Origin of the sequence: Rhizobium sp. NZLR11 (genome assembly GCF_019685115.1) — a bacterium.
GTDB lineage: Bacteria > Pseudomonadota > Alphaproteobacteria > Rhizobiales > Rhizobiaceae > Rhizobium.
Genome location: NZ_JABDWD010000041.1, coordinates 1 through 25,358, shown reverse-complemented (window position 1 = coordinate 25,358; position 25,358 = coordinate 1). Strand labels below are relative to the sequence as shown.

19 protein-coding genes and 1 pseudogene are annotated in these 25,358 nt (G+C 61.8%); 5 read left to right on the top strand and 15 right to left on the bottom strand.

Going from position 1 to position 25,358, the window contains the following annotated elements; genetic code table 11:
• The 11 genes and pseudogenes from HJB83_RS33300 to dnaG form a co-directional block, all read right to left on the bottom strand.
• Positions 1-340 (bottom strand): annotated as a pseudogene (locus tag HJB83_RS33300) (hypothetical protein); the annotation flags it as partial.
• 36 nt (positions 341-376) lie between these two features.
• Entirely contained in the window at positions 377-1,117 is a 741-nt protein-coding gene (locus HJB83_RS33295) for a DUF930 domain-containing protein (protein WP_221133245.1), read from the bottom strand.
• Positions 1,118-1,283: 166 nt separating this feature from the next.
• Positions 1,284-1,577: a GYD domain-containing protein gene (locus tag HJB83_RS33290; RefSeq protein WP_018242976.1), complete on the bottom strand. Its 294-nt coding sequence runs from the start codon at positions 1,575-1,577 to the stop codon at positions 1,284-1,286.
• A gap of 243 nt (positions 1,578-1,820) precedes the next feature.
• Entirely contained in the window at positions 1,821-3,878 is a 2,058-nt protein-coding gene (gene rpoD, locus HJB83_RS33285; RefSeq protein ID WP_207581222.1) for an RNA polymerase sigma factor RpoD, read from the bottom strand.
• An 88-nt stretch (positions 3,879-3,966) separates the two neighbouring features.
• Positions 3,967-4,263: a hypothetical protein gene (locus HJB83_RS33280; protein WP_207581223.1), complete on the bottom strand. Its 297-nt coding sequence runs from the start codon at positions 4,261-4,263 to the stop codon at positions 3,967-3,969.
• 84 nt (positions 4,264-4,347) lie between these two features.
• Positions 4,348-4,695 (bottom strand): GFA family protein, encoded by a 348-nt coding sequence (locus HJB83_RS33275; RefSeq protein WP_207581224.1) that lies wholly within the window; start codon positions 4,693-4,695, stop codon positions 4,348-4,350.
• A 9-nt stretch (positions 4,696-4,704) separates the two neighbouring features.
• A complete protein-coding gene (tdh, locus tag HJB83_RS33270; RefSeq protein ID WP_207581225.1) occupies positions 4,705-5,742 on the bottom strand; it encodes an L-threonine 3-dehydrogenase in 1,038 nt (345 codons plus the stop codon).
• Positions 5,743-5,963: 221 nt separating this feature from the next.
• Complete coding sequence (locus HJB83_RS33265) at positions 5,964-7,151, bottom strand: glycine C-acetyltransferase (RefSeq protein WP_207581226.1); 1,188 nt, start codon at positions 7,149-7,151, stop codon at positions 5,964-5,966.
• 64 nt (positions 7,152-7,215) lie between these two features.
• Positions 7,216-7,944, bottom strand: coding sequence for a bifunctional 2-polyprenyl-6-hydroxyphenol methylase/3-demethylubiquinol 3-O-methyltransferase UbiG (locus HJB83_RS33260; RefSeq protein ID WP_221133246.1), 729 nt, complete (start codon positions 7,942-7,944; stop codon positions 7,216-7,218).
• 79 nt (positions 7,945-8,023) lie between these two features.
• Positions 8,024-9,892: a DNA helicase RecQ gene (gene recQ / locus HJB83_RS33255; RefSeq protein WP_207581228.1), complete on the bottom strand. Its 1,869-nt coding sequence runs from the start codon at positions 9,890-9,892 to the stop codon at positions 8,024-8,026.
• Complete coding sequence (dnaG, locus tag HJB83_RS33250; RefSeq protein WP_221133247.1) at positions 9,892-11,898, bottom strand: DNA primase; 2,007 nt, start codon at positions 11,896-11,898, stop codon at positions 9,892-9,894. Before dnaG ends, recQ begins: the two co-directional genes overlap by 1 nt.
• Positions 11,899-12,567: 669 nt before the next feature.
• Here dnaG and HJB83_RS33245 point away from each other — a divergent pair.
• Positions 12,568-13,455, top strand: coding sequence for a hypothetical protein (locus HJB83_RS33245; RefSeq protein WP_221133248.1), 888 nt, complete (start codon positions 12,568-12,570; stop codon positions 13,453-13,455).
• Between the two features lie 6 nt (positions 13,456-13,461).
• On the opposite strand, the gene HJB83_RS33240 is transcribed toward HJB83_RS33245, so the two are convergent.
• Positions 13,462-13,914, bottom strand: coding sequence for a GatB/YqeY domain-containing protein (locus HJB83_RS33240; protein ID WP_207581231.1), 453 nt, complete (start codon positions 13,912-13,914; stop codon positions 13,462-13,464).
• Between the two features lie 272 nt (positions 13,915-14,186).
• Here HJB83_RS33240 and carA point away from each other — a divergent pair, with 272 nt between their 5' ends.
• Complete coding sequence (carA, locus tag HJB83_RS33235) at positions 14,187-15,392, top strand: glutamine-hydrolyzing carbamoyl-phosphate synthase small subunit (RefSeq protein ID WP_207584346.1); 1,206 nt, start codon at positions 14,187-14,189, stop codon at positions 15,390-15,392.
• A gap of 288 nt (positions 15,393-15,680) precedes the next feature.
• Positions 15,681-16,001, top strand: a complete 321-nt coding sequence (locus tag HJB83_RS33230) for an antibiotic biosynthesis monooxygenase (protein WP_207581232.1) — start codon at positions 15,681-15,683, stop codon at positions 15,999-16,001.
• Between the two features lie 14 nt (positions 16,002-16,015).
• Here the strand turns inward: HJB83_RS33230 and HJB83_RS33225 are convergent, their stop codons facing one another.
• Positions 16,016-17,419, bottom strand: coding sequence for an MATE family efflux transporter (locus HJB83_RS33225; RefSeq protein ID WP_221133249.1), 1,404 nt, complete (start codon positions 17,417-17,419; stop codon positions 16,016-16,018).
• Between the two features lie 142 nt (positions 17,420-17,561).
• Positions 17,562-18,806 (bottom strand): TCR/Tet family MFS transporter, encoded by a 1,245-nt coding sequence (locus HJB83_RS33220; protein ID WP_207581234.1) that lies wholly within the window; start codon positions 18,804-18,806, stop codon positions 17,562-17,564.
• Between the two features lie 333 nt (positions 18,807-19,139).
• On the opposite strand from HJB83_RS33220, the gene HJB83_RS33215 reads away from it, so the two are divergent.
• Positions 19,140-20,135 carry an aldo/keto reductase gene (locus HJB83_RS33215; RefSeq protein ID WP_221133250.1) on the top strand — a complete coding sequence of 332 codons (996 nt, stop codon included), beginning with the start codon at positions 19,140-19,142 and terminating at the stop codon, positions 20,133-20,135.
• Positions 20,136-20,187: 52 nt separating this feature from the next.
• On the opposite strand, the gene HJB83_RS33210 is transcribed toward HJB83_RS33215, so the two are convergent.
• A complete protein-coding gene (locus tag HJB83_RS33210; RefSeq protein ID WP_207581236.1) occupies positions 20,188-21,108 on the bottom strand; it encodes a neutral zinc metallopeptidase in 921 nt (306 codons plus the stop codon).
• Between the two features lie 528 nt (positions 21,109-21,636).
• On the opposite strand from HJB83_RS33210, the gene carB reads away from it, so the two are divergent.
• Positions 21,637-25,125, top strand: coding sequence for a carbamoyl-phosphate synthase large subunit (gene carB, locus HJB83_RS33205; protein ID WP_207581237.1), 3,489 nt, complete (start codon positions 21,637-21,639; stop codon positions 25,123-25,125).
• Positions 25,126-25,358 lie beyond the last annotated feature (233 nt).

The window sequence follows — 25,358 nt, the reverse complement described above, 5'->3', positions numbered from 1 at the left end:
GTGGAGGTGGAGGTGGAGGTGGTGGCGGCTCCTTCTTCGCCTGTTCCGGCGGCTTCGGTTCCGGTGGTTTTTCCTTGGGCTTTTCCTCCGGCTTCTTCTCCTCCGGCGGCGGAACGAGCTCGACCTTGACGCTCTCGTCTTCGACAGGCGTCGGCTCGATCTTCGGCAGCCCGAAAATGAGAAGCGCGACAAGGGGAACATGCAGAAGCACGGACGCGACGACACCCCAGCGGATTTCGGGCCGCTGCTTTCTCGTTTCGTGCTGCGTTTCCGCCGGTACAACGTCTTCTTCTGTCACAGCAGCGATGTGGCCTTTAAAGCGGGCAGCATCAAGCCACAAAAGAAAAAAACCGCGTGATCGCAGCAGCGATTGAAGTCATTGGTCGGCAGCCCCGTCGTCGGCCACCAGATCATGCGCCTGCCATTCCCCCTGCGGAATGGCACCTCCGACCAGAAAGGCGAAGGACACGACCTTGCCGGAGCCGGCATCGAGTTCGCATTTGAATTGGATGTTGTACCACTTGCGTTTGCTGCGGAAGGCGCCGCCCTTCACCTCGACGCTGTTGCCGCGGATCTTCTCCGACGCCATTGCATAAGGCGCGAGCGTATCGGGCCGCATATCCGGTCGCGCACGGCGAACCTGCTCCAGCGCCTCGAGGTCGCAAAGCTGCAGATTGCGCTCGCTGCCGGCAAGGCCACGCAGCGCTTCGCGGGCGCCCCGGCTGCGCGGATCTGATAACACCGTCTCCGAAAACAGCTGGCCCGCCTCAACGAAGACATCGGCCCTCGGCAGAGCCGCAGGAACGGAAGCCGCTTCGGGCGCCTTCGCGGCTGCCGGCGCCTTCTCCTGAAGCAACGGAACGATCTCCCGGGCGGGCGCGCTCGCATCCGGCCTTGCCGCCGCGGGCGCAGGTGCCGTGACCGGCCGCGCTGTTGCGGAGGGTTTGGCGGCCTCGGGGACGATATCGACCGTGATTCCCTCGTCCGGCAGCGGTGTCGGCGGCTCGGGTCTCGGAAGCAGCAGGAGAAGCAGCGCAACCATGACCGCATGCAGCACGAACGAGGCGAAAGCGCCCCGCTCGATGCCTTCATTCCGATTTTCCCACGCCAGTTCCATCGCTCAGGAAGCAGCTGTCGGGCAATTGAAGGCGGCCATGAAACCCAGGAACGCTTTCATCAAGAGCCTGCCGATGCGCCACGAAGAATTAAGGACACGGCGACAGTGCCAGCGTGAGGCGAGTTGCGCAACGTTTATGATCGCCGATACCGGTGCTTTGTCGCGATCAGCCGAGCGAGCCGATGATCTCGCGATAGGCGGCCTCCGGGAATGCCTTCAGTGTCTGGGTGCGGACATTACCGCCCATCGCCAGCGAGAGGCCAAACCGCGCCATCACGGCATCGTCAGGCGCTTCGCAGACAGCCACCATGTCGTGGCCGCCCATCGTCAGAAAGAACTGGTTGAAGGAGCCGCCCATGTCGCCGAGCAGTTTCTTCGCCGCATCCAGCCGTTTTGACGAGTCGCGAACGTTGCGCACACCTTGGTCCGTCCAGTTGATCAACACAATGTAAGTGGTCATTTCGCACCTCCCAACGGAGGATTCGCCCGACACGGGCATGCGTCGGTCCTCGCTCGCGCATCGCGATCGATTTCCTCCCCCGTGGCCGGACTATAATCTTGTCACCACCGAGCGACAAGAAAGCCGCCGGGATCATTGGTATTAGGCATGTCGCCCAAAAGTGTGCAGCCGTGGCGCAAAGACCGAAAGCAAAAAGCCGGACAACGAGCCCGGCTTTCGCAATCGTAGAGATCTTGTCGCCCCTCAGCTGTCGAGGAACGAACGCAGCTTCCTCGAGCGGCTCGGATGCTTCAGCTTGCGCAGCGCCTTCGCCTCGATCTGGCGGATACGTTCACGGGTGACCGAGAACTGCTGGCCGACTTCTTCGAGCGTATGGTCGGTGTTCATGCCGATGCCGAAGCGCATGCGCAGCACGCGTTCCTCGCGCGGCGTCAGCGAGGCGAGAACGCGGGTCGTCGTTTCGCGCAGGTTCGCCTGGATGGCGGCGTCGATCGGCAGCAGCGCGTTCTTGTCCTCGATGAAATCGCCGAGATGCGAATCCTCTTCGTCGCCCACCGGGGTCTCGAGCGAGATCGGCTCCTTGGCGATCTTCAAGACCTTACGGACCTTTTCGAGCGGCATGGCGAGCTTTTCGGCCAGTTCTTCCGGCGTCGGCTCGCGGCCGATCTCATGCAGCATCTGGCGCGATGTGCGGACGATCTTGTTGATCGTCTCGATCATGTGCACCGGAATGCGGATCGTGCGGGCCTGGTCGGCGATCGAACGGGTGATCGCCTGGCGGATCCACCATGTCGCATAGGTCGAGAACTTGTAACCGCGGCGGTATTCGAACTTGTCGACCGCCTTCATCAGGCCGATATTGCCTTCCTGAATGAGGTCGAGGAACTGCAGGCCGCGGTTCGTGTATTTCTTGGCGATGGAGATGACGAGGCGAAGGTTCGCTTCGACCATTTCCTTTTTGGCGATGCGCGCTTCGCGCTCGCCCTTCTGCACCATATGCACGATGCGGCGGAATTCCGAGATCGAAATACCGGTTTCCGTCGCCAGGTTTTGGATTTCCTGGCGGATGTCGCGGATCGTCGTGTTTTCGCCCCTGGCGAATTCCTTCCAGCCGCGGGCGGCCAGATTGCCGATCGACTTCATCCAGTTCGGATCGAGCTCGGCGCCCTGATACTGCTCAAGGAAGGAGTCGCGCTTGACGCCGTAGGATTCGGCCAGACGCAGCAGGCGGCCCTCGTTGGAAACAAGGCGCTTGTTGATATCGTAAAGCTGCTCGACCAAGGCGTCGATGCGGTTCTGGTTCAACGACAGCGACTTGACGGCCTTGATCAGCTCGTCCTTGAGCTCCTTGTAGCGGCGCTCCTGGGCGGTCGACAGCGTGCCGGATGCCGACAGGCGCTGCTCGACCTGCTGGTCCTGCAGCTTGCGCAGCTTCTTGTAGGTCTCGGCGATCGTATCCAGCGTCTCCATCACCTGCGGGCGAAGCTCGGCTTCCATCGCCGCCAGCGAAAGGTTTGATTCGTCCTCGTCCTCTTCCTCCTCTTCGGGGGGCAGGCCCTCGCCGCCGACATCGGTAATGTCGTCGTCGCCGGAGCGGGCGCGGCGGGTCTTTTCCTTCTCTTCAGCGGCCTTGCGGTCGGCCTCGATCTTCTCGGGGCTCTGGAACTGCGGCGCGGCCTTGGCTTCAGGACCGGAATAGGTCGTTTCGAGATCGATGATCTCGCGCAGCAGCGTCGTGCCTTCGTTGAGTTCGTCGCGCCAGATGATGATCGCCTGGAAGGTCAGCGGGCTTTCGCAGAGGCCTGCGATCATCGTTTCGCGGCCGGCCTCGATGCGCTTGGCGATGGCGATTTCGCCCTCGCGGGAAAGAAGCTCCACAGAGCCCATCTCGCGCAGGTACATACGCACCGGATCATCGGTACGGTCAGTCGGTTCTTTCTTCTTGGCGGTCGCGAGCGCCGTGCCGCTCGAAGGCGCGAGTTCGCCGCCTTCGCTCTCCTCGTCGGAACTGGCGTCGTCATCATCGCCGCCGCTGGAAGCACCGGCTTCCTCGGCTTCTTCGTCCTCGATGACGTTGATGCCCATATCCGAAAGCATCGACATCGTGTCTTCGATCTGCTCGGACGTGACTTCCTCGGACGGCAGGACAGCATTGAGCTCGTCCATCGTCACATAGCCGCGCTTCTTGGCGGCCTTGATCATCTTCTTGACCGCGTCGTCGGAAAGATCGAGAAGAGGGCCGTCGGTTGCGCTGTCGCGTTCGACTTCCGCGTCTTCGTTCTCTTTGACCTTGGTTGCCATTTATATCGTCGCCTTCCTGACGCTATCCAATCTCGCTGCGGTAATGGGCCGTCTCAGGGCCGGACGCGTCGCTCGCGCCGCCCTCGAATCACCATTGCCCACCTAACGGGATGACATTTAAAGCCTGATTAACCACGATCGCCGGCACCGGACAGCAAAGCTTTCTTGCCTTTGGATTTCCGGCAATGGTTGCGCGATCCGCCTTGACCCAGTTCACCGTTTCAACAAGTCGAACGGTGATTCCCACATTTTTTGCTCTCGTCAAGCTTTTCCACAAAAAAAGCTCACGAAAAATCGGAAAAAGCCTTATCCACAGGCTTTGAACCGCGGCAGCGATTGCGAACCCCTTATTTAAGATGCGGCGAACAAAAGACAAGGGCAGCAAAGATTTTGCGCGCCGCGCCAGTTATTCGCGCTATTTTTGCAGTCCTATCGTTGATCTATTCGCCTCTGTCCGGACGAATCTTTGTTACTTTGCCTCGCCATCATAGGCCGTCACCTTCAGCGCGCCGAGATCGACCGCGGGAATACAGCGCAGATTGATCGAAGCCATCGCCGCACCGTCCGGGGCCACGCCTTCGCCGAACGGCGCGATGCCGCAATTGGCGCAGAAGTGATGCCGGATGACATGCCTGTTGAATGTATAGGTCGAAGGATCGGCTTCGGGTGTCTTCAGCACCAGCTTGTCGCGCGGCACGAAGGCCAGAAGCCCGCCCCGCCGCCGGCAGAGCGAACAGTTGCAATCGATAGCCTCGGTGAATTCACCTTCGACCTCGAAAGCGACCTTGCCGCAATGGCAGCTTCCTTCATAGAGCATCTGACCTCCTCACATCCAATCCATAACGACTTTGCCGGAGTTGCCCGACCGCATCGCCTCGAAACCGTCGCGAAATTCGCCGATCTTGATACGGTGGGTGATGATCGGCGCAAGGTCGAGACCACCTTGGACGAAGGCGATCATCTTGTACCAGGTCTCGAACATTTCGCGGCCATAGATGCCCTTGAGATTGAGCATCTTGAAGATCACTTTGTTCCAGTCGATCTCGAAGCCCGCCGGCGCAATGCCGAGAATGGCGATTTTGCCGCCATTGTTCATCTTGTCGATCATGTCGCGGAAGGCGGGTGCGGCGCCCGACATTTCAAGCCCGACGTCGAAACCTTCGGTCATGCCGATCGCCTTCATCACATCGGCGAGATTTTCGTTCGATGCGTCGACAACGTGGTCGATCCCGAGCTTGCGCGCCAGCGCCAGCCGGTGCGGATTGATATCGGTGATGACAACCTTGCGGGCGCCGGACCGTTTGGCGACGAGCGCGCCCATGATGCCGATCGGCCCGGCGCCGGTGACGAGCACGTCCTCGCCGACCAGATCGAAGGAAAGCGCGGTATGCACCGCATTGCCGAACGGATCGAAGATCGCGGCGATCTCGTCGGATATATCCTCCGGGATCGCCACGACATTGCTTTCGGGAATGCAGACGAACTCGCCGAACGAACCCGGCCGGTTGACGCCGACGCCGAGCGTGTTGCGGCAGAGATGGCCACGGCCGGCCCGGCAGTTGCGGCACTTGCCGCAGACGATATGGCCCTCGCCGGAAACCCGCTCGCCGACATGATAGCGGGTGACCGCCGAACCGATCTCGGCGATCTCGCCTGAGAATTCATGGCCGACGACCATCGGCACCGGAATGGTCTTCTGCGCCCACTGATCCCAGTTCCAGATATGCACGTCAGTACCGCAGATCGCCGATTTTTTCACCCGGATCAGCACGTCGTTCGGCCCGACCTCCGGCACCGGCACATTCTCCATCCAGAGCCCGACTTCCGCTTTCGACTTGACCAGCGCCTTCATCATGTTCGACATCGACAGTATCCCGCCCTTGTTCTGGTTCCGGACCTTGCGACTCCCTCTTCTCCCACCGGGGAGAAGGTGCCCGTAGGGCGGATGAGGGGGCCACACGGCACGCCATGACTTTACTTTGTTTCTCGCTTGCCGCTCGAAACGTCGCTTTGCTCCTCCCCCTCATCTGTCCTGTCGGACATCTTCTCCCCGCTGGGGAGAAGAGGAAGATGGCAGCCCCATTCTCAAATCACGCCCAGTTCCCGCCCTGCCTCGGCAAAGGCCGCAATCGCCCGCTCGACATCTTGACGCGAATGCGCTGCCGACATCTGCGTGCGGATGCGGGCCTGGCCCTTCGGCACGACCGGGAAGGAGAATCCGATCACATAGATGCCCCTCTTCAGCATCAGGCTCGCCATGTCCTGGGCAAGCTTCGCATCTCCCAGCATGACCGGGATGATCGGATGGCCTTTGCCGGCGAGCGTGAAGCCGAGCTTGGTCATTTCGGTGCGGAAGAGATCGGCATTGTCGGACAGGCGCTTGCGCAAGGCATCACCGTTTTCGATCAGGTCGAACACCCTGAGCGAGGCAGCGGCGATGACCGGCGCCAGCGTATTCGAGAACAGATAGGGCCGCGAACGTTGCCGCAGCCATTCGACGACCTCGGCCTTGGCCGAGGTATAACCGCCGGAGGCGCCACCGAGCGCTTTGCCGAGCGTGCCGGTGATGATGTCGATCCTGCCCTCGACACCGCAATGTTCGGGCGAGCCGCGGCCGTTCTTGCCGACGAAGCCCACGGCGTGGCTGTCATCGACCATGACCATCGCGCCGTATTTCTCGGCGAGATCGCAGACGCCGCCCAAATTGGCGATGATGCCGTCCATCGAGAAGACGCCGTCGGTGGCGATCAGCTTGAAGCGGCTGCCTTCGGCCTTCTTCAATTCCTCTTCGAGTGCCGCCATGTCGTTGTTGGCGTAGCGGAAGCGCTTGGCCTTCGAAAGCCTGACGCCGTCGATGATCGAGGCATGGTTCAGTGCGTCCGAGATGATCGCGTCTTCCTCGGAGAGCAGCGTTTCGAAAAGGCCGCCATTGGCGTCGAAGCAGGAGGAATAGAGGATCGTGTCTTCCATGCCCAGGAAGGTGGAGATGCGCGCTTCGAGCTGCTTGTGCTCCTCCTGCGTGCCGCAGATGAAGCGCACCGAAGCCATGCCGTAGCCGCAGCGATCGAGTGCCTGCTTGCCGGCCTCGGCCAGTTCCTCGTTGTCGGCAAGGCCGAGATAGTTGTTGGCGCAGAAATTCAGCACCCGTTCGCCGGTCGAAATCACGATCTCGCCCGCCTGCTTGGAGCTGATGATGCGCTCGGATTTGTAGAGGCCGGCATCCTTCAGCGCCGAAATCTCGGCTTGGAGATGGGAGAGAAATTGCGAGGTCATGGGCGGCCCTTCGTAGAGATTTCCGTGCCAGCCGGGTTAGCATATCGCCGCCGGCTTGTCTTGTTCAGCGCTGGACGGAGATCAGCAGGAACATCGGCCGGTCCAATTCCTGGACCCAATCGGGATTGTTCTGCAATTCCAGATCATTCGGGCTCCACTCCTCGACATGGCGGATGGCGAAACCAGCCGCGATCAAGGTGTTGAGCGTCGTTCCAAGCTTGCGATGCTGTTTGACGACATCCTTGGCGAGCCAGTCGGTCGTGCGCGGACCCTCGACGGCATAGCGGTCGAGCGGCCAGACACGCCGACCTTCGACATCGGTAGACCAGTCCGGGTTGCTCGGCGCCATGAAGATCGGATGCTCGATGGTGAAGACGAATTGCGATCCCGGCAAAAGCGCGTCATGCACGGTGGCAACGACACCGGCAAAGTCCTCGACATAGTGCAGCGCCAGCGAGCTATAGGCGAAATCGAAGGAGGCTCCGGCAAGCTGGAGATGCTCGAGATCGGCGATCTCGTAGGTGATCGCGGCTTCCGATGTATCGGTCCGCGCTCGGGCGATCATCTTTTCCGAAATATCAAGCGCGAGAACGCTTGCAGCACCTTGGCCCACGGCAAATCGCGAAAACCAGCCGAAGCCGCAACCGAGGTCAATAACGCGTTTGCCGGTAAGGTCAGGCAGAAGTGCTCGAACCGCCGGCCATTCGGACGCTCCGTCCAGCCCGCGGACGGAGCGGCTAAGTTCGCTGTATCCGGCGAAGAATTCCACTCGATCGTAGATATTTCGGGTCATCAGCGCTCCTCCTGCGAGGCAGCATCTACCATGCCTCCTGTGCCGATCTCAACAATTGGCCGCCGGCTCAGCCTCCGGTTCAAGCACTGTCGTGCGAGAGAATGATCTCCAGAAACGCGTCGCCGTAACGCTCGAGCTTCGCCTGCCCGACGCCGGATATGGCGAGCAATTCCTTGCGGCTCCGCGGCTTCTCGGTGGCAAAGGCGATCAGCGTCGTGTCGGGAAAGACGACATAGGGCGGCACGCCGAGCGATTTTGCGATCGCCATGCGCTCAGCCCGCAGCGCCTCGAACAGCGTGCCGTCGGCGCCCGACAGTCCCGATTTGCGTTCGCTGCGTTCCGCCTTCTTCGTCCGCCGCTCGGAGGCCGGCCGGTCCTTGCGGAAGAACACCGGCCGCTCATGTTTGAAGACGGTGCGCGCCTCCGGCTCCAGCTTCAGCGCTCCGTAAGCCTCGTGATCGACGCGAACCAGCCCCATGGCGAGCATCTGACGGAAGACCGATTGCCAGACGCGCGCCGGAATATCCTTGCCGGCGCCGAAGACCGGCATCTCTGAGTGGCCGAAGCGCTCGGTCTTCTCGTTGACGTTGCCGACGAGCACGTCGACGACATGGCCGGCGCCGAAGCGCTCGCCGGTGCGGTAGATCGCAGCCAACGCCTTGATCGCTGCTTCCGTCCCCTCCCAGGTTTCGACCGGCTTCAGGCATGTATCGCAATTGCCGCATTGTCCGGCATGCGCCTCGCCGAAATGCGCAAGGATCGCCTGCCGGCGGCAGGAAGCGGTCTCGCAGATCGCCAGCAATGCATTGAGCTTGGCGCGCTCGACCCGCTTGATCTCCGCGCCAGCACTGCCCTCGTCGATCATCCGGCCGCGCTGGATGACGTCGGCCATGCCATAGGCCATCCACACTTCGGACGGCAGGCCGTCACGGCCCGCACGCCCGGTCTCCTGGTAGTAGGCTTCCACCGAGCCCGGCAGGTCGAGATGAGCGACATAACGCACATTCGGCTTGTCGATACCCATGCCGAAGGCGACGGTGGCGACCAGGCAGAGGTTTTCTTCTTTCAGGAAGGCATCCTGATTGGCGTCGCGAACCGCCCTGTCCATGCCGGCATGGTAGGCAAGCGCGCGCACACCCTGCCCGTTCAGCCACTCGGCCGTATCCTCGACCTTGGCGCGGGACAGGCAATAGACGATGCCGCTGTTTCCCTTGTGGCCGGACAGGAACCGCAAGAGCTGTTGCCGCGGCTGGTCGCGCTCGACGATCTCATAGGCGATGTTCGGACGGTCGAAGCTGGTGGTGAAGATCTCGGCAGCGTCGAGCCCCAGCCGCTCGATGATGTCGTCGCGCGTATGCGGATCGGCCGTCGCCGTCAGCGCCACCCTGGGCACGCCGGGATATTGTTCGCCGAGCCGGCCGAGCGCGCGATATTCCGGCCGGAAATCATGGCCCCATTGCGAGACGCAATGGGCCTCGTCAATCGCGAACAGTGCAATCTTCTCGTTGGCGATCAGCTCGCGGAAGCCGTCGGTGAGGATGCGCTCCGGTGTGACGTAGAGAAGGTTGAGCTGACCTGCCGAAAGCGCGCGGCGGACTGCGATAAACTCCTCGCGCGACAGCGACGAGTTGAGCGCGGCGGCGCGGATGCCGAGCTGCTTCATCGCCTCCACCTGATCGCGCATCAGCGCAATCAGCGGCGAAACGACGATGCCGACGCCGTCACGGCAGAGCGCCGGAATCTGGAAGCACAGCGATTTGCCCGCGCCTGTGGGGAAGAGCACAACGGCATCGCCGCCGGCAACCACATGCTCGACCACCTGCTGCTGCTTGCCGCGGAAGGAGGAGTAGCCGTAGATCTGCTTGAGGATTTCGAGCGGCGCGCGGCCAGCGGAAAACAGCGCATCGGCGGCGGAAAAGCCCGGTTCGTTCCGTTCGGTCAGCGGCATCAGTGGTTCGCCGCCCCTTTGACGCGGCCGGAAAGCACGCCGAAGCCGTCGATGATCGCCTCCTGGTTCTCAAGGCGCACCCCTTCGAAATGCACTTCCTGCTGGGCTCGGATCAGATGAACGATCGCCTCGCCGTCGCCGGCTTCGGTCGCCAGCGCAATCTCGCGTTCGAGCTCCATCTTCTGCCGGCGCAACGCTTTTGCCCGTTTGTGGAAGGCGAGCGCCTGGCGATAACCCTCACGCGCATCCTCCATCGCCGCCTCCTCGGTCGCCGTCCAGAGCCTGGCATTGCGCACCTGCTGGTCGAGGCTCTTGATGAGAGGGCCGAACCCTTCGAATTCTAGCCGCTCGGTCAGATAGTCGCGCGTCAGATGCGGGCCGGCGACCGCAGCCGCTGCCCCAAGCATGGCCGACCAGAGCCGCTGCAGCTCGCGGCTGTCGTAGTCGATCGCGGCGATCTCGTCATAATCGTCGATCATCAGGGCCGGATGATTGACGATGGTCAGCGCCAGCACGCTTTCGCGCAACGCCGTATTGTCCCGGTGGCCACGCACCGGCCCCGAGCGGGCGAGCCGGTCGGAAATGACGCTGGGGCTTTTCGGCCCTGCCTTGCCCGCATTATCGCGGCCCGTCCGGGAATTGCCGTTGCCGTTGAAGCCGCGGCGTTCGCCATTGTTGCGGTTCTGGAACTGCGGCTGGAAGAAGGTGTTCAGCCGATCGCGGATATCCTGCTGGTAATGGCGGCGCACATTCTCGTCGGCGATGACGGCAACCAGCTGTTTCAGCCGCGCCTCGAGTTCGGCGCGCGCCTCGGGCGTGTCGAACTTGCCGGTGTTGATCTCCCGGCTCCACAGCATCTCCGAAAGCGGCTTCGCCTGGCTCATCACCTTGTCGAAGGGTGTGCGCCCATCGTCGCGCACGAGATCGTCCGGGTCCTTGCCATCCGGCAGAAGCGCGAAACGGACCGAACGGCCGGGCTTCAAATGCGGCAGCGCCAGTTCGGCGGCGCGATTGGCGGCGCGAACGCCGGCGCCGTCGCCGTCAAAGCAGAGCACCGGCTGCGGCACCATCTTCCAGAGGAGCTCGAGCTGGTTTTCGGTGAGCGCCGTGCCGAGCGGCGCGACGGCGTTCTCGATGCCGGCCTGATGCAGCGCGATCACGTCCATATAGCCTTCGACGGCGATGATGGTGCCGGTCACATTATCGTCCTGAGGATCGCTGCGGCCCGGACCCTGGATCGCGCGGCGCGCGCGGGCGAAATTGTAAAGTACATTGCCCTTGTGGAAGAGCTCCGTCTCGTTGGAATTTAGATATTTCGCCGGCGCATCGGCCGACATGGCGCGGCCGCCGAAAGCGATCACCTTTTCCCGCGACGAGAGGATCGGGAACATGATGCGGTCGCGGAAGCGATCGTAGGAAGCCGGCACGTTTTCGTGAACGACCAGGCCGCAAGCCTCGATCTGCTCTTTGGTGACGCCCTTGCCGGCGAGAAATTCCTTGAGCGCATTGCGGCTATCCGGCGCATAGCCGAGACGGAAGGTCTCGATGGTGCGCCCAGTCAGCCCACGGTCGCGCAGATAGGCGCGCGCCCTCGCCCCATTCGCCGTCTGCAATTGATCCTGGAAAAATTGTGTCGCCATTTCCATGACGTCGATCAGCGAGCCACGCTCCTTCTCGCGCTTCTCCATCACGGGATCGGCAAGCGGCATCGGAACGCCGGCCATATCGGCGATCTGCTGCACCGCCTCGGGGAAACTCAGACCCTCCAGCTCGGTGAGGAAGCGAAAATGGTCGCCGGTGAGGCCGCAGCCGAAGCAGTGATAGCGGCCCTTCCGGTCCTCGCAGTGGAAGCTCGGCGACTTCTCGCCGTGGAACGGGCAGCAGGCCCAGTAATCGCCGCGCGACACGTTGGTCTTGCGCTTGTCCCAGCTCACGCGGCGCGCGATCACGTTCGAAATCGGAACGCGGTCGCGGATATCATCGAGAAAGGTGTTGGAAAAGCGCATTTATACCTCTTGGCCAACCTCCATATAAGCTGCTTTGCCGCTCCATGCCACGAAACTTGTCATCAAAACCCGCTATTCACAGGCAAGTGCACCCATGGCCATCAGCGCTGTTTATCCCATCAACAACGCGTTATCGCCCCCTGCGACAGGGTGCGACATTATTGTCTTTCAAGCACCGAAATTCCACCGTTGCAAATGTCTCGGCTAGAGCGTCGACCCTTAGCAGAATTGAATTAAAACGTTCTAAAACAGACACTTATCTCGCGCATCGATTGTGCAACTCTATTCCGCCGGCGCCTGCCGAGCCTTTGCTGCGGCGCCTCCAAAATCGATGTTTTCGGCAATTATTATTTTTTTGTAATTTGAACAAGCCGCCGCACCGCAATAGGTTCGATCTCAACAAAGCGATCCCCGAGCGAAGCACCATCCCTACCCCCGGCGCCGCTTCGCAAGGGTGCCTTTGCAAATACCTTCCGGCTTGGGCCTCGGCCCTGCGTTTGCCGGCGGAAGCAAAGAGCAAGAAGGCAGGAGCGCCCCCAGCTCCTGCCTTCTTAAATTTTGGCTCCCTTTGCGACAACTCTCCTTTGAAATTAACCGCTTATTGACAAAACCGTTGACAGGCAGCGCTTGCATGAAAGATGTATGCGCCGAACTCCTGGACCCCTCCAAATGGCTTTTACCGCGGAAAACCTCGCAGCCGACGATCGCTTTCTCGCTGCGATCCTGCATTGCGCCGATCAGATGCTCTCGATCTATCGCGAGAGCCCGCGCATCGCCTCGATTTTCGCCGCGCAGCAGCGCTGGCTGATGGCCCATGCCGGCTTCGCGCTTCATTACGGTTATCCCGACGACGGCAAGAGCGGCCTCTATTCCGGCCGCTTCATCGATTTCGCGGTCAGGAACGACATCGCCAGCCGCAATACAGCCGCGGCCTTCATGCAGGAAATGTTGGCCTATCGCTTCCTGCGACCGGTTCCCGGCCCCGATAAGCGCACGCGCTATCTGGAGCCCACGGAAACCGCTGAGCTGCATTTCGCCCGATGGCTCGTCGCCCATTTGATGATACTCGACAGCCTCGATGGCGGTGAACGCGCCGGTAAGGTCACCGCCGATCCCTCGGCGATGATGGCAGCGATCCAGCCGCGGATCGCCAGGGCGATCATTGGCAGCGAGGCGGTGCGCAATCCAGGCCCCACCTTCAACCTCTTCAACTGGGCAAATACCGGCGGGCTGGTGATGGACTACCTGATCTCGCGCCTTCCGGAATTTCCTCGGACGGCCGAACGTGTCGTGCTCGGCCCTCTGTCTCTCAGGGAAATCCGCGAACAGTTCATGATCTCCAACACCCACCTGAAGCGGCTTCTGACACAGGCAGCGGCGATGGAGAGTGTCGGGTGGACAGCACCCTCCCGGAAGGGCGACTTCTGGCTGTCGCGCCGCTTCATCCTCGAATATTGGAACTATCAGGCGGCGAAATTCGCCACCATCGATGCCGCAGCCGAAGCGGTGCTCGGGCCTGCGGTCCGTAAGGAGCCGCAGGCCCGACGTGTCAGCTGAGCCGGATTAGCTCAGAAGTTCCTTGACGGTCGCCGACGCCTTGGCGAAATCCATCTGGCCGGCATAACGCTCCTTCAGCGCCGCCATCACCTTGCCCATGTCCTTGGCACCCGCGGCGCCCGTCTCGGCGATAATTGCCGAGACATTGGCGCGCACCTCACCGTCCGAAAGTTGCTTCGGCATGAAATCCTGGATGACGATGATTTCGGCGCGCTCCTTGGCGGCAAGCTCCGGCCGGGAATTCTCCTCGTAGATCTTTGCCGATTCGTCGCGCTGCTTTACCATCTTGGCGAGAATCTGCAGAATCTCGTCGTCGCTCGCCTGCTCCTTGCCGGTGCCGCGATTGGCGATATCGCGGTCCTTGACCGCGGCCTGAATCAGCCGGACGGTGGAAAGCCGCTCCGCATTCTTGGCCTTCATCGCCTCTTTCAGCTGGGTGGCGAGTTGATCGCGCAGCATGGTCTTTACTCCTGTTTTGATGCCGCTTCATAAACCACGCTGATGCGGCGGATCAAATAAATTGCGCGGTCGACGCGATAAACCGCAGGAAAACGGCGGCAATCTCGGCTAGAAAGATTGACCGCAGACGAATGCATGGCTATCTACCGCCACCTGCACCAAAATTCGTGATCAGGCCTGAAGCGCGCGGCATAGCCGTGTCCACACGCCTGCGAGATCAAATGGCGACGAGCGCCGCAACGCGCGCACCGGCCGCCGGAAACGGGATGAAGATGACCGCGACAGCACCCTGGACAATCGAAAAGCCGACCGCCCTGCTCGTTCTTGCCGACGGCACGGTCATCGAAGGCAAGGGCATCGGCGCCACCGGCAAGGTGCCGGCCGAAGTGGTCTTCAATACGGCGCTGACCGGTTATGAGGAGATCCTGACCGACCCCTCCTATCTCGGCCAGATCGTCACCTTCACCTTTCCGCATATCGGCAATATCGGCACCAACGATGAAGACATCGAGGACCTGACGCCTGCCGCCCGCCACGGCGCCGTCGGCGTCATCTTCAAGGCCGACATCACCGACCCTTCGAACTATCGCGCCGCCAAGCATCTCGACCAATGGCTGAAGGCGCGCGGCGTCGTCGGCCTCTGCGGCATCGACACGCGCGCACTGACCGCCTGGATCCGCGAGAACGGCGCCCCGAACGCGGTGATCGCCCACGATCCGAACGGCGTCTTCGACATCGAGGCGTTGAAGGCCGAAGCCAAGGCCTGGAGCGGCCTCGAAGGCCTCGACCTTGCCAAGATCGCCTCGTCGGGCCAGTCCTCGCAATGGACGGAAACGCCGTGGGTCTGGAACGAAGGTTACGGCCAGCTCAGTGCAACGGACGCGAAATACCACGTTGTCTGCCTCGACTACGGCGTCAAGCGCAACATCCTGCGCCTGTTTGCCGGTCTCGACTGCAAGGTGACCGTCGTGCCGGCCGCAACGAGCGCCGAAGACGTGCTCGCCATGCAGCCGGACGGCATCTTCCTGTCGAACGGCCCGGGCGATCCGGCGGCAACCGGCGAATATGCCGTGCCTGTGATCAAGACGCTAGTTAAGACCGATATCCCGGTCTTCGGCATCTGCCTCGGCCATCAGATGCTGGGTCTTGCCCTCGGCGCCAAGACCGAGAAGATGCATCAGGGTCATCACGGCGCCAATCATCCCGTCAAGGATCATACCACCGGCAAGGTCGAGATCGTCTCGATGAACCATGGCTTCGCGGTCGACTCGAAATCACTGCCCGATGGCGTTGAAGAGACTCATATTTCGCTTTTCGACGGCACCAATTGCGGCCTGCGCGTCCTCGGCAAACAGGTCTTCTCCGTCCAGCACCATCCGGAAGCCTCTCCCGGGCCCCAGGACAGCCACTATCTCTTCCGCCGCTTCATCAACATGGTGCGCGAGAAGAAGGGCGAGCCGGCCCTCGCCGAACGCTGATTTCAATGCCGCCCCCATTTCAGATGAAGGCTCGCCTATAGGCGAGCCTTTAACATATTGACAAACCTCACTCTTCGTCATCCTCGGCCTTGTGCCGAGGATCTGCTGCCATATCGACTGGAGGCAGATGCTCGGGACAAGCCCGAGCATGACGAAAGTTGTGTTGGCGCGCTTGTCAGCAGTCTAAGGGTTCGCACCGCGAGCCTTTTTCTTTGCCCTGCATGTTGACCTCGACTTAACTTGAGGAATTACAAACTCCCCGCAGACATCTAATGCAGGAGAAAATAGATGAGCGGAGCCTACTTTCGTGTCGACAAATTCGTCGTGCCGGCCGCGGCGCGTGAGGAATTTCTCGTCAAAGTGATGATGACCCACAAGCTGCTGGAGGCCCAGGAGGGTTTCATCGACCACAGAGTGCTGGAACAGGTCGCTGGTCCCGGCGAGTTCAACTTCGTGACCATCGCCCAATGGGAAAGCGCCGAGGTCGTCGAGCGTGCGCGGGCAGCCGTCGCCGCCGCGTACGAGGCGGCGAATTTCGATCCGCAGGAACTGTTCGCGCGCCTCGGCATCCGCGCCGATATCGCCAGCTACAAGCCTGTCGCGGCGTGAGCTACGCGGCCGGCTCAGGCGCCGGCCGTCGCTCCCTCCCGGCGAAGGAGAAGGTAGAACCGCCAGCAGAGCATGACGGCCGCCGCCGCCAGCCCGACGAGGAACCCGAACCAGATACCGATGCCGCCGAAGCCGAGCGGGAAGGCAAAGACCCAGGCAAGGAAGAAGCCAATCGGCCAATAGGCAATCAACGCCATGATCATCGGCACACGTGCGTCCTTGAGGCCGCGCAGCAATCCGTTGGCGATCACCTGCAGGCCATCGACCAACTGGAAAAGCCCGGCGACGACAATCAACGGTCCGGCATAGGCAAGCACCTGGGGCGCCTCCGGCGAGTGAACGTCGAGGAACCAGCTGCCGAGGAATTGCGGCATAGTGGCAAACAGCACCGAGCCCACCGCTGAAATGGCGCAGGCAAGGATGAGCACCATGATCGAAGCGCGTACCACCCCCCGGTAATCACCCTGCCCGTGGGCGACGCCGACGCGCACCGTCGCCGCTTGGCTGAGGCCGAGCGGGATCATGAAGGCGATCGAGGCCCATTGCAGGGCGATGCCGTGGGCGGCGAGCTCGATGGTGCCGATATACCCCATCAACAGCGACGCCACGGTGAACAGGCTGACCTCGGCAAGGATGGTCACGCTGATCGGCAGACCAAGCCGGATGACCTCCAGCAAAGCATGCCAGTCGGGCTTCCAGAACCGCACGAAGATCTCGTAGCGCCGCGTCTCTTCCCGCCGCTGCACAAAAGCCAGGATGAAGAGGAAACCAGCTGTCTGGACGACGACCGAAACGATCGCCGCTCCCTCGAGCCCCATCGCCGGAAAGCCGAAATGGCCAAGCACGAGGGCATAGGCGAAGATCGCGTTCATCACCAGCGTGACGACGGTGACGTTGAGGATGATGCCCGCCTTGCCGATGGCGCTGACCAGCGCGCGCATGACGTTGAAGAGCAGCGCCGGCAGCAGGCCGAACTGGCCGATCATGATGTAGCCATGAGCGAGCTTGGCCATTTCGGGCTTTTGCTGTGCGAAGAGAAGGATCCGCTCCGAATTGAAGAAGGCCGGCTGCATGATGACCCAGTATGCGATCACTACCCACAGACCCATGCGCAACGCCCGGCGCACAGAGACGACGTCGCCGCGGCCATAGGCCTGCGCCACCATCGGAATGACGGCGATGGCAAAGCCCGAGCCGAAGATCAGGATCGTGAACAGGAATTGCGCCGAAAGCACCATCGCCGCCAGATGTTCGGCGCCGAGACGACCGACGATCATCACGTCGGTGGTGTTGATGCCGAGTTGGGCAAGCTGCGCGCCGATCAGCGGAATGCCGAGCGCCAGCGTTGCACGGAAATGTGCGCCCCAACGATTATCGGTTGCCGGCGCAAGCCTGCGCGCGTCGATCGGCGTGTCCATGACACCAGTCCTGTGATTGAAATATGTGTCACCGCAACTTGCGGCGAAATATCCTTCGGGCTTAGATCAAAGTCCCGCAAAGAACTACCCCAAAGCAGGCAGATGATGAAAAATTCATCATCGCATCATCATTTCTGATCGATCAACCCGCCGCTTCCAGCGCCTCGTCCGGCTCACGGACCCGGACCCGTACGAGAAACACGCCTGAAGCCAGCAGGATGAACAGGGCGGCGGTCAGATAGGGTGCGCCGGCAAAGGTGACGGGCGCCTCCGGCCGGGTGAAATAGCTGAACAATTGCGTGAAGATCAGCGGCCCGAGGATGGTGGTGATGCTGCTGAGGCTGGTTAGCGCACCCTGCAGTTCCCCCTGCGCCGAGGGCGGCACCTTGCCGGCGGCGATACTGCGCAGCGGCGGATCGGCGACGTTCTCCATGACGGTCGCGACGATGACGACATAGACCACCCAGCCTTCCCAGGCAAAAGCATAGCCGGTGAGTCCGACGGCCGAGAAACAGAGGCCGAGCAGAGCCGTCTTCCACTCGCCGAGAACCGGCACGATACGCGGCAGAACCAGCCCCATGATGAGCGCCGCGCCGATGCCGTAAATACCGAGCGACAGGCCGATCTGTCCCTCGCTCCAGCCGTAGCGATAGGTCGAGACGAACGACCAGACCGAGGGATAGACGGCATGCGCCAGGAAGAACAAGAACATCACGAGGCTGACCCAGCCGATGCCGGGATAGTGGCGCATCTGTCGCAACGCGCCGAGCGGATTGGCACGTTTCCACTCGAACCGGCGGCGGTTTTTCGCCTCCAGGGTTTCCGGCAACAGGAAGCAGGCGGCGATGAAATTGACGAGAGACAGCGCAGCCGCGCCGAGGAACGGCACACGCGGGCCGAATTCGCCGAGCACACCGCCGATGACCGGGCCGATCGTGAAACCGACGCCGAAGGCGATGCCGATCAATCCGAAATTCTTTGCCCGGTTCTCCTCCGTGCTGATGTCGGCGATATAGGCCGAGCAGGTGGCAAAACTGCCGCCGCTGATGCCGGCAAGCACGCGGCCGACGAACAGCATCCAGAAGCTGGTGGCGATGCCGCAGATGAAATTGTCGATCGCAAAAGTCAGCACCGAAAGCAACAGGATCGGCCGGCGGCCGAACCGGTCGGAGAGATTTCCGAGCAGTGGCGCGAACAGGAATTGCATGCCGGCATAGACGAGCATCAGCCAGCCCCCGTCGATCGCCGCATCGCTGACGCCGCCGCCGGTCAGTTGCTCCAGATAGGCGGGCAGCACCGGCATGATGATGGCAATGCCGATAATGTCGAGGAAAAGGATGATGAAGACCAGAAAAAGGCCGCGGCGAACGAATTTAGGATCAAGCATGAGGCATCTCTACGGCGGTTGGTCCTGAAAAGACGATCTCGTCGCCGAGAAAGTGACATAGCTCAGAACATAAACCGAAACAATCCGTGAACATTTCAAAGTTTTTGATAGTGCTGAACGGGCAATTTATAATTTGCCTCAACCGCAGAGCGCGGCAACGTGATCATTGCCTCCCTTGCAATCGCGATAACGGCATCCAGATCATTCTAAAAAAGATCGTTCATTGTGCATTCCGCCGCACGGCCCGTTCGACGCCATCCGGATTATCGCGCAGGAGCGAAGGCTGTAAAACAGCACCCGACAGCACTGCTCGGCGCTGATGAGGAGAAGACAATGCAGACCTATCGTCTGGGAAAGACCGGACCCGAAGTCTCGGCCATCGGCCTCGGCTGCATGGGCATGTCGGGCATGTACGGCCCCTCCGACAGAGCAGAAAGCATCGCGACGATCCATGCCGCGCTCGATGCCGGCATCAACCTGCTCGACACCGGCGATTTCTACGGCATGGGCCATAACGAGATGCTGATCGGCGAAGCACTGAAGGGCCGCAGGCGCGAGGATGCCGTCATCAGTGTCAAGTTCGGGGCCTTGCGCGATCCTGCAGGCGGCTGGAACGGCGTCGACGCCCGGCCGGTCGCGGTGAAGAACTTCCTCACTTATACACTGCAGCGCCTCGGCGTCGACTATATCGACATCTACCGCCCGGCCCGGCTCGATCCGAACGTGCCAATCGAGGACACGGTCGGCGCCATCGCCGATATGGTTAAAGCGGGTTATGTCAGGCACATCGGCCTGTCGGAAGTCGGCGCCGACACCATCCGCTGCGCCGCCACCGTTGCCCCGATCGTCGACCTGCAGATCGAATATTCGCTGATCTCGCGCGGCATTGAAGAGAATATCCTGCCGACGACACGCGAACTCGGCATCTCGATCACCGCCTATGGCGTACTCTCGCGCGGCCTGATCAGCGGCCACTGGCAAAAGGGCCAGGGTGCGACGGCCGGCGATTTCCGTGCCTACAGCCCACGCTTCCAGGAAGGCAATATCGAGCAGAACCTCGCTTTGGTGGAAAAGCTGCGTGAGATTGCAGAGGTAAAAAGCGTCTCGGTCGCCCAGATCGCCATCGCCTGGGTCGCCGCCAAGGGCAAGGATATCGTCCCGCTCATCGGCGCCCGCCGCCGCGACCGGCTGACCGAGGCTCTCGGCTCGCGCGCGGTCGACCTATCGAAAGAAGATTTCGTCGCCATCGAACGCGCCGTGCCGAAGGATGCGGCTGCCGGTAGGCGCTATCCCGAGCATATGCTGCAGCATATGGACAGTGAGAGGTGAGCGGGTGGAAGGGCAATCACCACTCTTCCAACACAGCGTTATTCCCTCACCCTCAAACCGGCCCTGAGAACGTGTCGCAAGCCGACAGCTGGCCGCTGTCGAAGCCGCGCTTGAACCATCTGACGCGCTGTTGTGATGTGCCGTGGTTGAAACTCTCAGGCACGACATAACCCTGCGACCGTTTCTGCAGGGTATCGTCGCCGATCTGCTGAGCGGCGTTCAGCGCTTCCTCCAGATCGCCTGACTCCAGCAGGCCTTTCTGCTGGGTATATTTGCCCCAGATGCCGGCGAAGCAATCGGCCTGCAGCTCGACGCGCACCGACATCTTGTTGGCCTCCTCCTCGCTCATGCGCTGGCGGGCCTGGTTGAACTTCGGCAGGATGCCGAGCAGGTTCTGCACGTGATGGCCGACCTCGTGAGCGACGACATAGGCCTCGGCGAAATCGCCCGACGCGCCGAACCGGTCGGAGAGCTCCTGGAAGAAATCCGTGTCGAGATAGAGCTTATGGTCACCGGGGCAGTAGAACGGCCCGGTTGCAGCCGATGCTGAGCCGCAGGCCGATGCCGTCGAGCCCGAAAACAGCACGAGACGCGGCTCCTCGTACGTCTGGCCTTGCGCCTGGAAGATGCCCGTCCAGGTATCCTCGGTTTCGGCAAGCACGGTACGCATGAAGGCGGTCATCTCATCATTGGCAGGCGTGCGTGCTCCTCCAGACTGGCTCTGCTCGTAGCCGGGGCCGCTCGTCGTGCCGCCGTTATCAAGCACCTGCATCAGATCGATGCCCATTGCCTTGAAGATAAAATAGATGACGACGAGGAAGATGATCGTGCCGATGCTCAGGCCACCGCCGGCACGGCGAACGCCGCCGCCGGAGGGAAAATTGAAGCCACCGCCGCGGCCAAAACCGCCGCTGCTCGGGTCGCCGCGGCGATCTTCGATATTGTCGGACTGACGCCGGCCTCTCCATTCCATCTTCGTTCTCCCCGGCAATGCCGTGCTTGCACCTTAAGGAATCTATATATCCGTCGACGGCCGGAATTCCAGCGGCTTCATCGGGCAATCAGACCATGCCTGGGGCAAGATCGTGGACCGCTGCAGCGCTTCCACCCAAGGGCATTGCACCGAGGTAGTGACCAGCCGCGGGCGAGAACCGAAACGCTCTGAAGCAAGCCGCCGCGACGACGCGGGCGCCGATCTCTCTGCTTCTGGCCGGATCAGGGTCGTGCCGCTGCATCCAAGCGGATCGGGCTTCACGAAGCCGCGGTCGACCTCGCCCGTCCGGCGCGTCATGGCGAAATCTGGGTGCTCGTCCTGCCTGAGGGGAAACAGCCTGCCGCGCGGCGTTGGATTCCTGTCGATTCCGCGATTTATGGGGTTCCGTTTGCAAGTACATTTGCCTATAAGCCGCTTCTAGCCTGAAAAGACCCTCAATGCGCGACCCGACCCGGTGATCTCCCACCCTGGCCGGCTTTTTGCGCAGCCAGACAATGGATATCGCCCATGCCGAAGCGCCAAGACATCAAATCGATCCTCATCATCGGCGCGGGACCGATCGTTATTGGCCAGGCTTGCGAGTTCGACTATTCCGGCACCCAGGCCTGCAAGGCGCTGAAGGAGGAGGGCTACCGCGTCATCCTCGTCAATTCCAACCCGGCGACGATCATGACCGATCCGGGCCTTGCCGACGCCACCTATGTCGAGCCGATCACCCCAGAGGTCGTCGCCAAGATTATCGCCAAGGAGCGCCCGGATGCGCTGCTGCCGACCATGGGCGGCCAGACGGCGCTGAACACCGCGCTTTCACTGAAGCGCATGGGCGTGCTCGACCGTTACAATGTCGAAATGATCGGCGCCAAGCCCGCCGCCATCGACATGGCCGAGGACCGCGCGCTGTTTCGCGAAGCGATGGCCCGGATCGGGCTGGAAACGCCGCGCTCGATGCTGGCGAACGCCACCGACATCAAGGACCTCGACCGCAAGACGCACGAGGCCGAGCGCAACAAGCTGCGCGACAGCCTCTCCGGATCCGACCTCGACAAGGCACTGGACGAGCTGGAAAACCAGTGGAACCTCGGCGAGAGCGATCGTAAGCAGCGATACATCAGCCACGCCATGGCGATCGCCGCCCAGGCGATCGACCATGTCGGCCTGCCCGCCATCATCCGCCCCTCCTTCACCATGGGCGGCACCGGCGGCGGCATCGCCTATAACCGGTCGGAATTCTTCGAGATCGTCGGCGGTGGCCTCGACGCCTCGCCGACCACCGAAGTGCTGGTCGAGGAATCGGTGCTCGGATGGAAGGAATATGAAATGGAGGTCGTCCGCGACAAGGCGGACAACTGCATCATCATCTGCTCCATCGAAAACATCGACCCGATGGGCGTCCATACCGGCGATTCGATCACCGTCGCGCCGGCGCTGACGCTGACCGACAAGGAATACCAGATCATGCGCAACGCCTCGATCGCGGTGCTGCGCGAGATCGGCGTTGAGACCGGCGGCTCGAACGTCCAGTTCGCCGTCAATCCGAAAGACGGCCGCCTCGTCGTCATCGAGATGAACCCGCGCGTCTCGCGTTCGTCGGCGCTGGCATCCAAGGCCACCGGCTTCCCGATCGCCAAGATCGCCGCCAAGCTCGCCATCGGTTATACGCTCGACGAATTGGACAACGACATCACCGGCGGCGCAACGCCCGCCTCGTTCGAACCGTCGATCGACTACGTCGTCACCAAGATCCCGCGTTTCGCCTTCGAGAAATTCCCCGGCGCCTCGCCGGTGCTGACGACCGCGATGAAGTCGGTCGGCGAAGTCATGGCGATCGGCCGCACCTTCGCCGAATCTCTGCAGAAGGCGCTGCGCGGCCTCGAAACCGGCCTGACCGGCCTCGACGAAATCGAGATCCCCGACTCCGAGGAAGGCGAATCCAGCCACAACGCCATCCGCGCCGCCATCGGCACGCCGACACCGGATCGCCTGCGCATGGTCGCCCAGGCATTGCGCATGGGTCTCAGCATCGAAGAGGTGCATGAAGGCTGCAAGATCGATCCCTGGTTCATCGCCGAGCTTAAGAACATCATCGACACGGAAGCCCGTATCCGCGAGCATGGCCTGCCCGAAGATGCCGATAACCTCCGCATGCTGAAGGCGATGGGCTTTTCCGACGCCCGTCTGGCGACGCTGACCGGCAAGCGCCCCAAGCAGGTCGCCGAATTTCGCAACAGCCTGAACGTCCGCCCTGTGTTCAAGCGCATCGATACCTGTGCGGCCGAATTCGCCTCGCCGACTGCCTACATGTATTCGACCTATGAGACGCCCTTCGTCGGCGCCGCCCGCTCCGAGGCGGACGTGTCCGACCGCAAGAAGGTCGTCATCCTCGGCGGCGGCCCGAACCGCATCGGCCAGGGCATCGAGTTCGACTATTGCTGCTGCCATGCCGCCTTCGCGCTGAAGGATGCGGGTTATGAAGCGATCATGATCAACTGCAACCCTGAAACCGTCTCGACCGACTACGACACCTCGGACCGCCTCTATTTCGAGCCGCTGACGGCCGAGGACGTGATCGAGATCCTGCGCGCCGAGCAGGAAAAGGGCGAAGTCGTCGGCGTCATCGTCCAGTTCGGCGGCCAGACACCGCTGAAGCTTGCCGAAGCGCTTGAGAAGAACGGCATCCCGATCCTCGGCACTGCGCCTGATATGATCGACCTCGCCGAGGACCGCGACCGCTTCCAGAAGCTGCTGATGAAGCTCGATCTCAACCAGCCGAACAACGGTATCGCCTATTCGGTCGAGCAGGCCCGCATGGTCGCTACCGAAATCGGCTTCCCGCTGGTCGTGCGCCCCTCCTACGTGCTCGGCGGCCGCGCCATGCAGATCCTGCATTCGGAAGGCCAGCTGCAGAGCTACCTGCTCGACACGGTTCCCGAACTGGTGCCGGAGGACATCAAGCAGCGCTATCCCAACGACAAGACGGGCCAGATCAACACCCTGCTCGGCAAGAACCCGCTGCTCTTCGACAGCTATCTCTCTCATGCCATCGAAGTCGATGTCGACTGCCTGTCCGACGGCACCGACGTCTATGTCGCCGGCATCATGGAGCATATCGAGGAAGCCGGCATTCATTCCGGCGACAGCGCCTGCTCGCTGCCACCGCGCACGCTCTCCCCCGAAATGCTAGACGAGTTGGAACGCCAGGCGAAGGCGATGGCCAAGGCGCTCAACGTCGGCGGCCTGATGAACGTCCAGTTCGCCATCAAGGACGGCACCGTCTACGTTCTCGAAGTCAATCCGCGCGCCTCGCGCACCGTGCCCTTCGTCGCCAAGACCATCGGCGCGCCGATCGCCAAGATCGCCGCCCGCGTCATGGCTGGCGAGAAACTCGATGCAGCCTTTGCCGCCTATGGCGAAAAGCCCGATCCACGCAAGCTGAAGCACATCGCCGTCAAGGAAGCCGTCTTCCCCTTCGCCCGTTTCCCCGGTGTCGACACGCTACTCGGCCCGGAAATGCGCTCGACCGGCGAAGTCATCGGCCTCGACACCGATTTCGCTCTCGCCTTTGCCAAGTCGCAGCTCGGCGCCAGCGTCGAGCTGCCGCGTGACGGGACGGTCTTCGTCTCCGTGCGCGACGCGGACAAGCTGCGCGTACTCCCGGCGATCCGCATCCTCGTCGAACAGGGCTTCAAGGTGCTGGCGACCGGCGGCACGGCCCGCTTCCTCGGCGAAAACGGCATCACCGCCACCAAGATCAACAAGGTGCTGGAAGGCCGCCCGCACATCGAGGACGCTATCCGCAACCGTCAGGTCCAGCTCGTCATCAACACCACCGACGGCAACAAGGCGATCTCCGACTCCAAGTCGCTGCGCCGCGCGACGCTGATGCAGAAGGTGCCTTATTACACGACGATGGCAGGTGCTGAGGCCGCCGCCCAGGCGATCAAGGCGCTGAAGGCCGGCAATCTCGAAGTGCGGCCGCTGCAGAGCTACTTCGCCTGAGATTAATGCATGTCGCCCGGAAGTGTGCAGCGGTTCCGGGACAACGACATGCATAAAACAAAGGGCTAAAGCGCGTCGCATGAATCAAATTTGATGCGTCGCGCTTTAGCAGGCTGCTGAAATTCGCTCTGCGTTGGCGCAGTTGCTTGCTGTGGGTCTGATTTTTTACAGACTGGCTGTCGTGCGGTGGGATTTTGGCCGATTGAGGCGGGTTTTCTGGCCATATCGGCTTA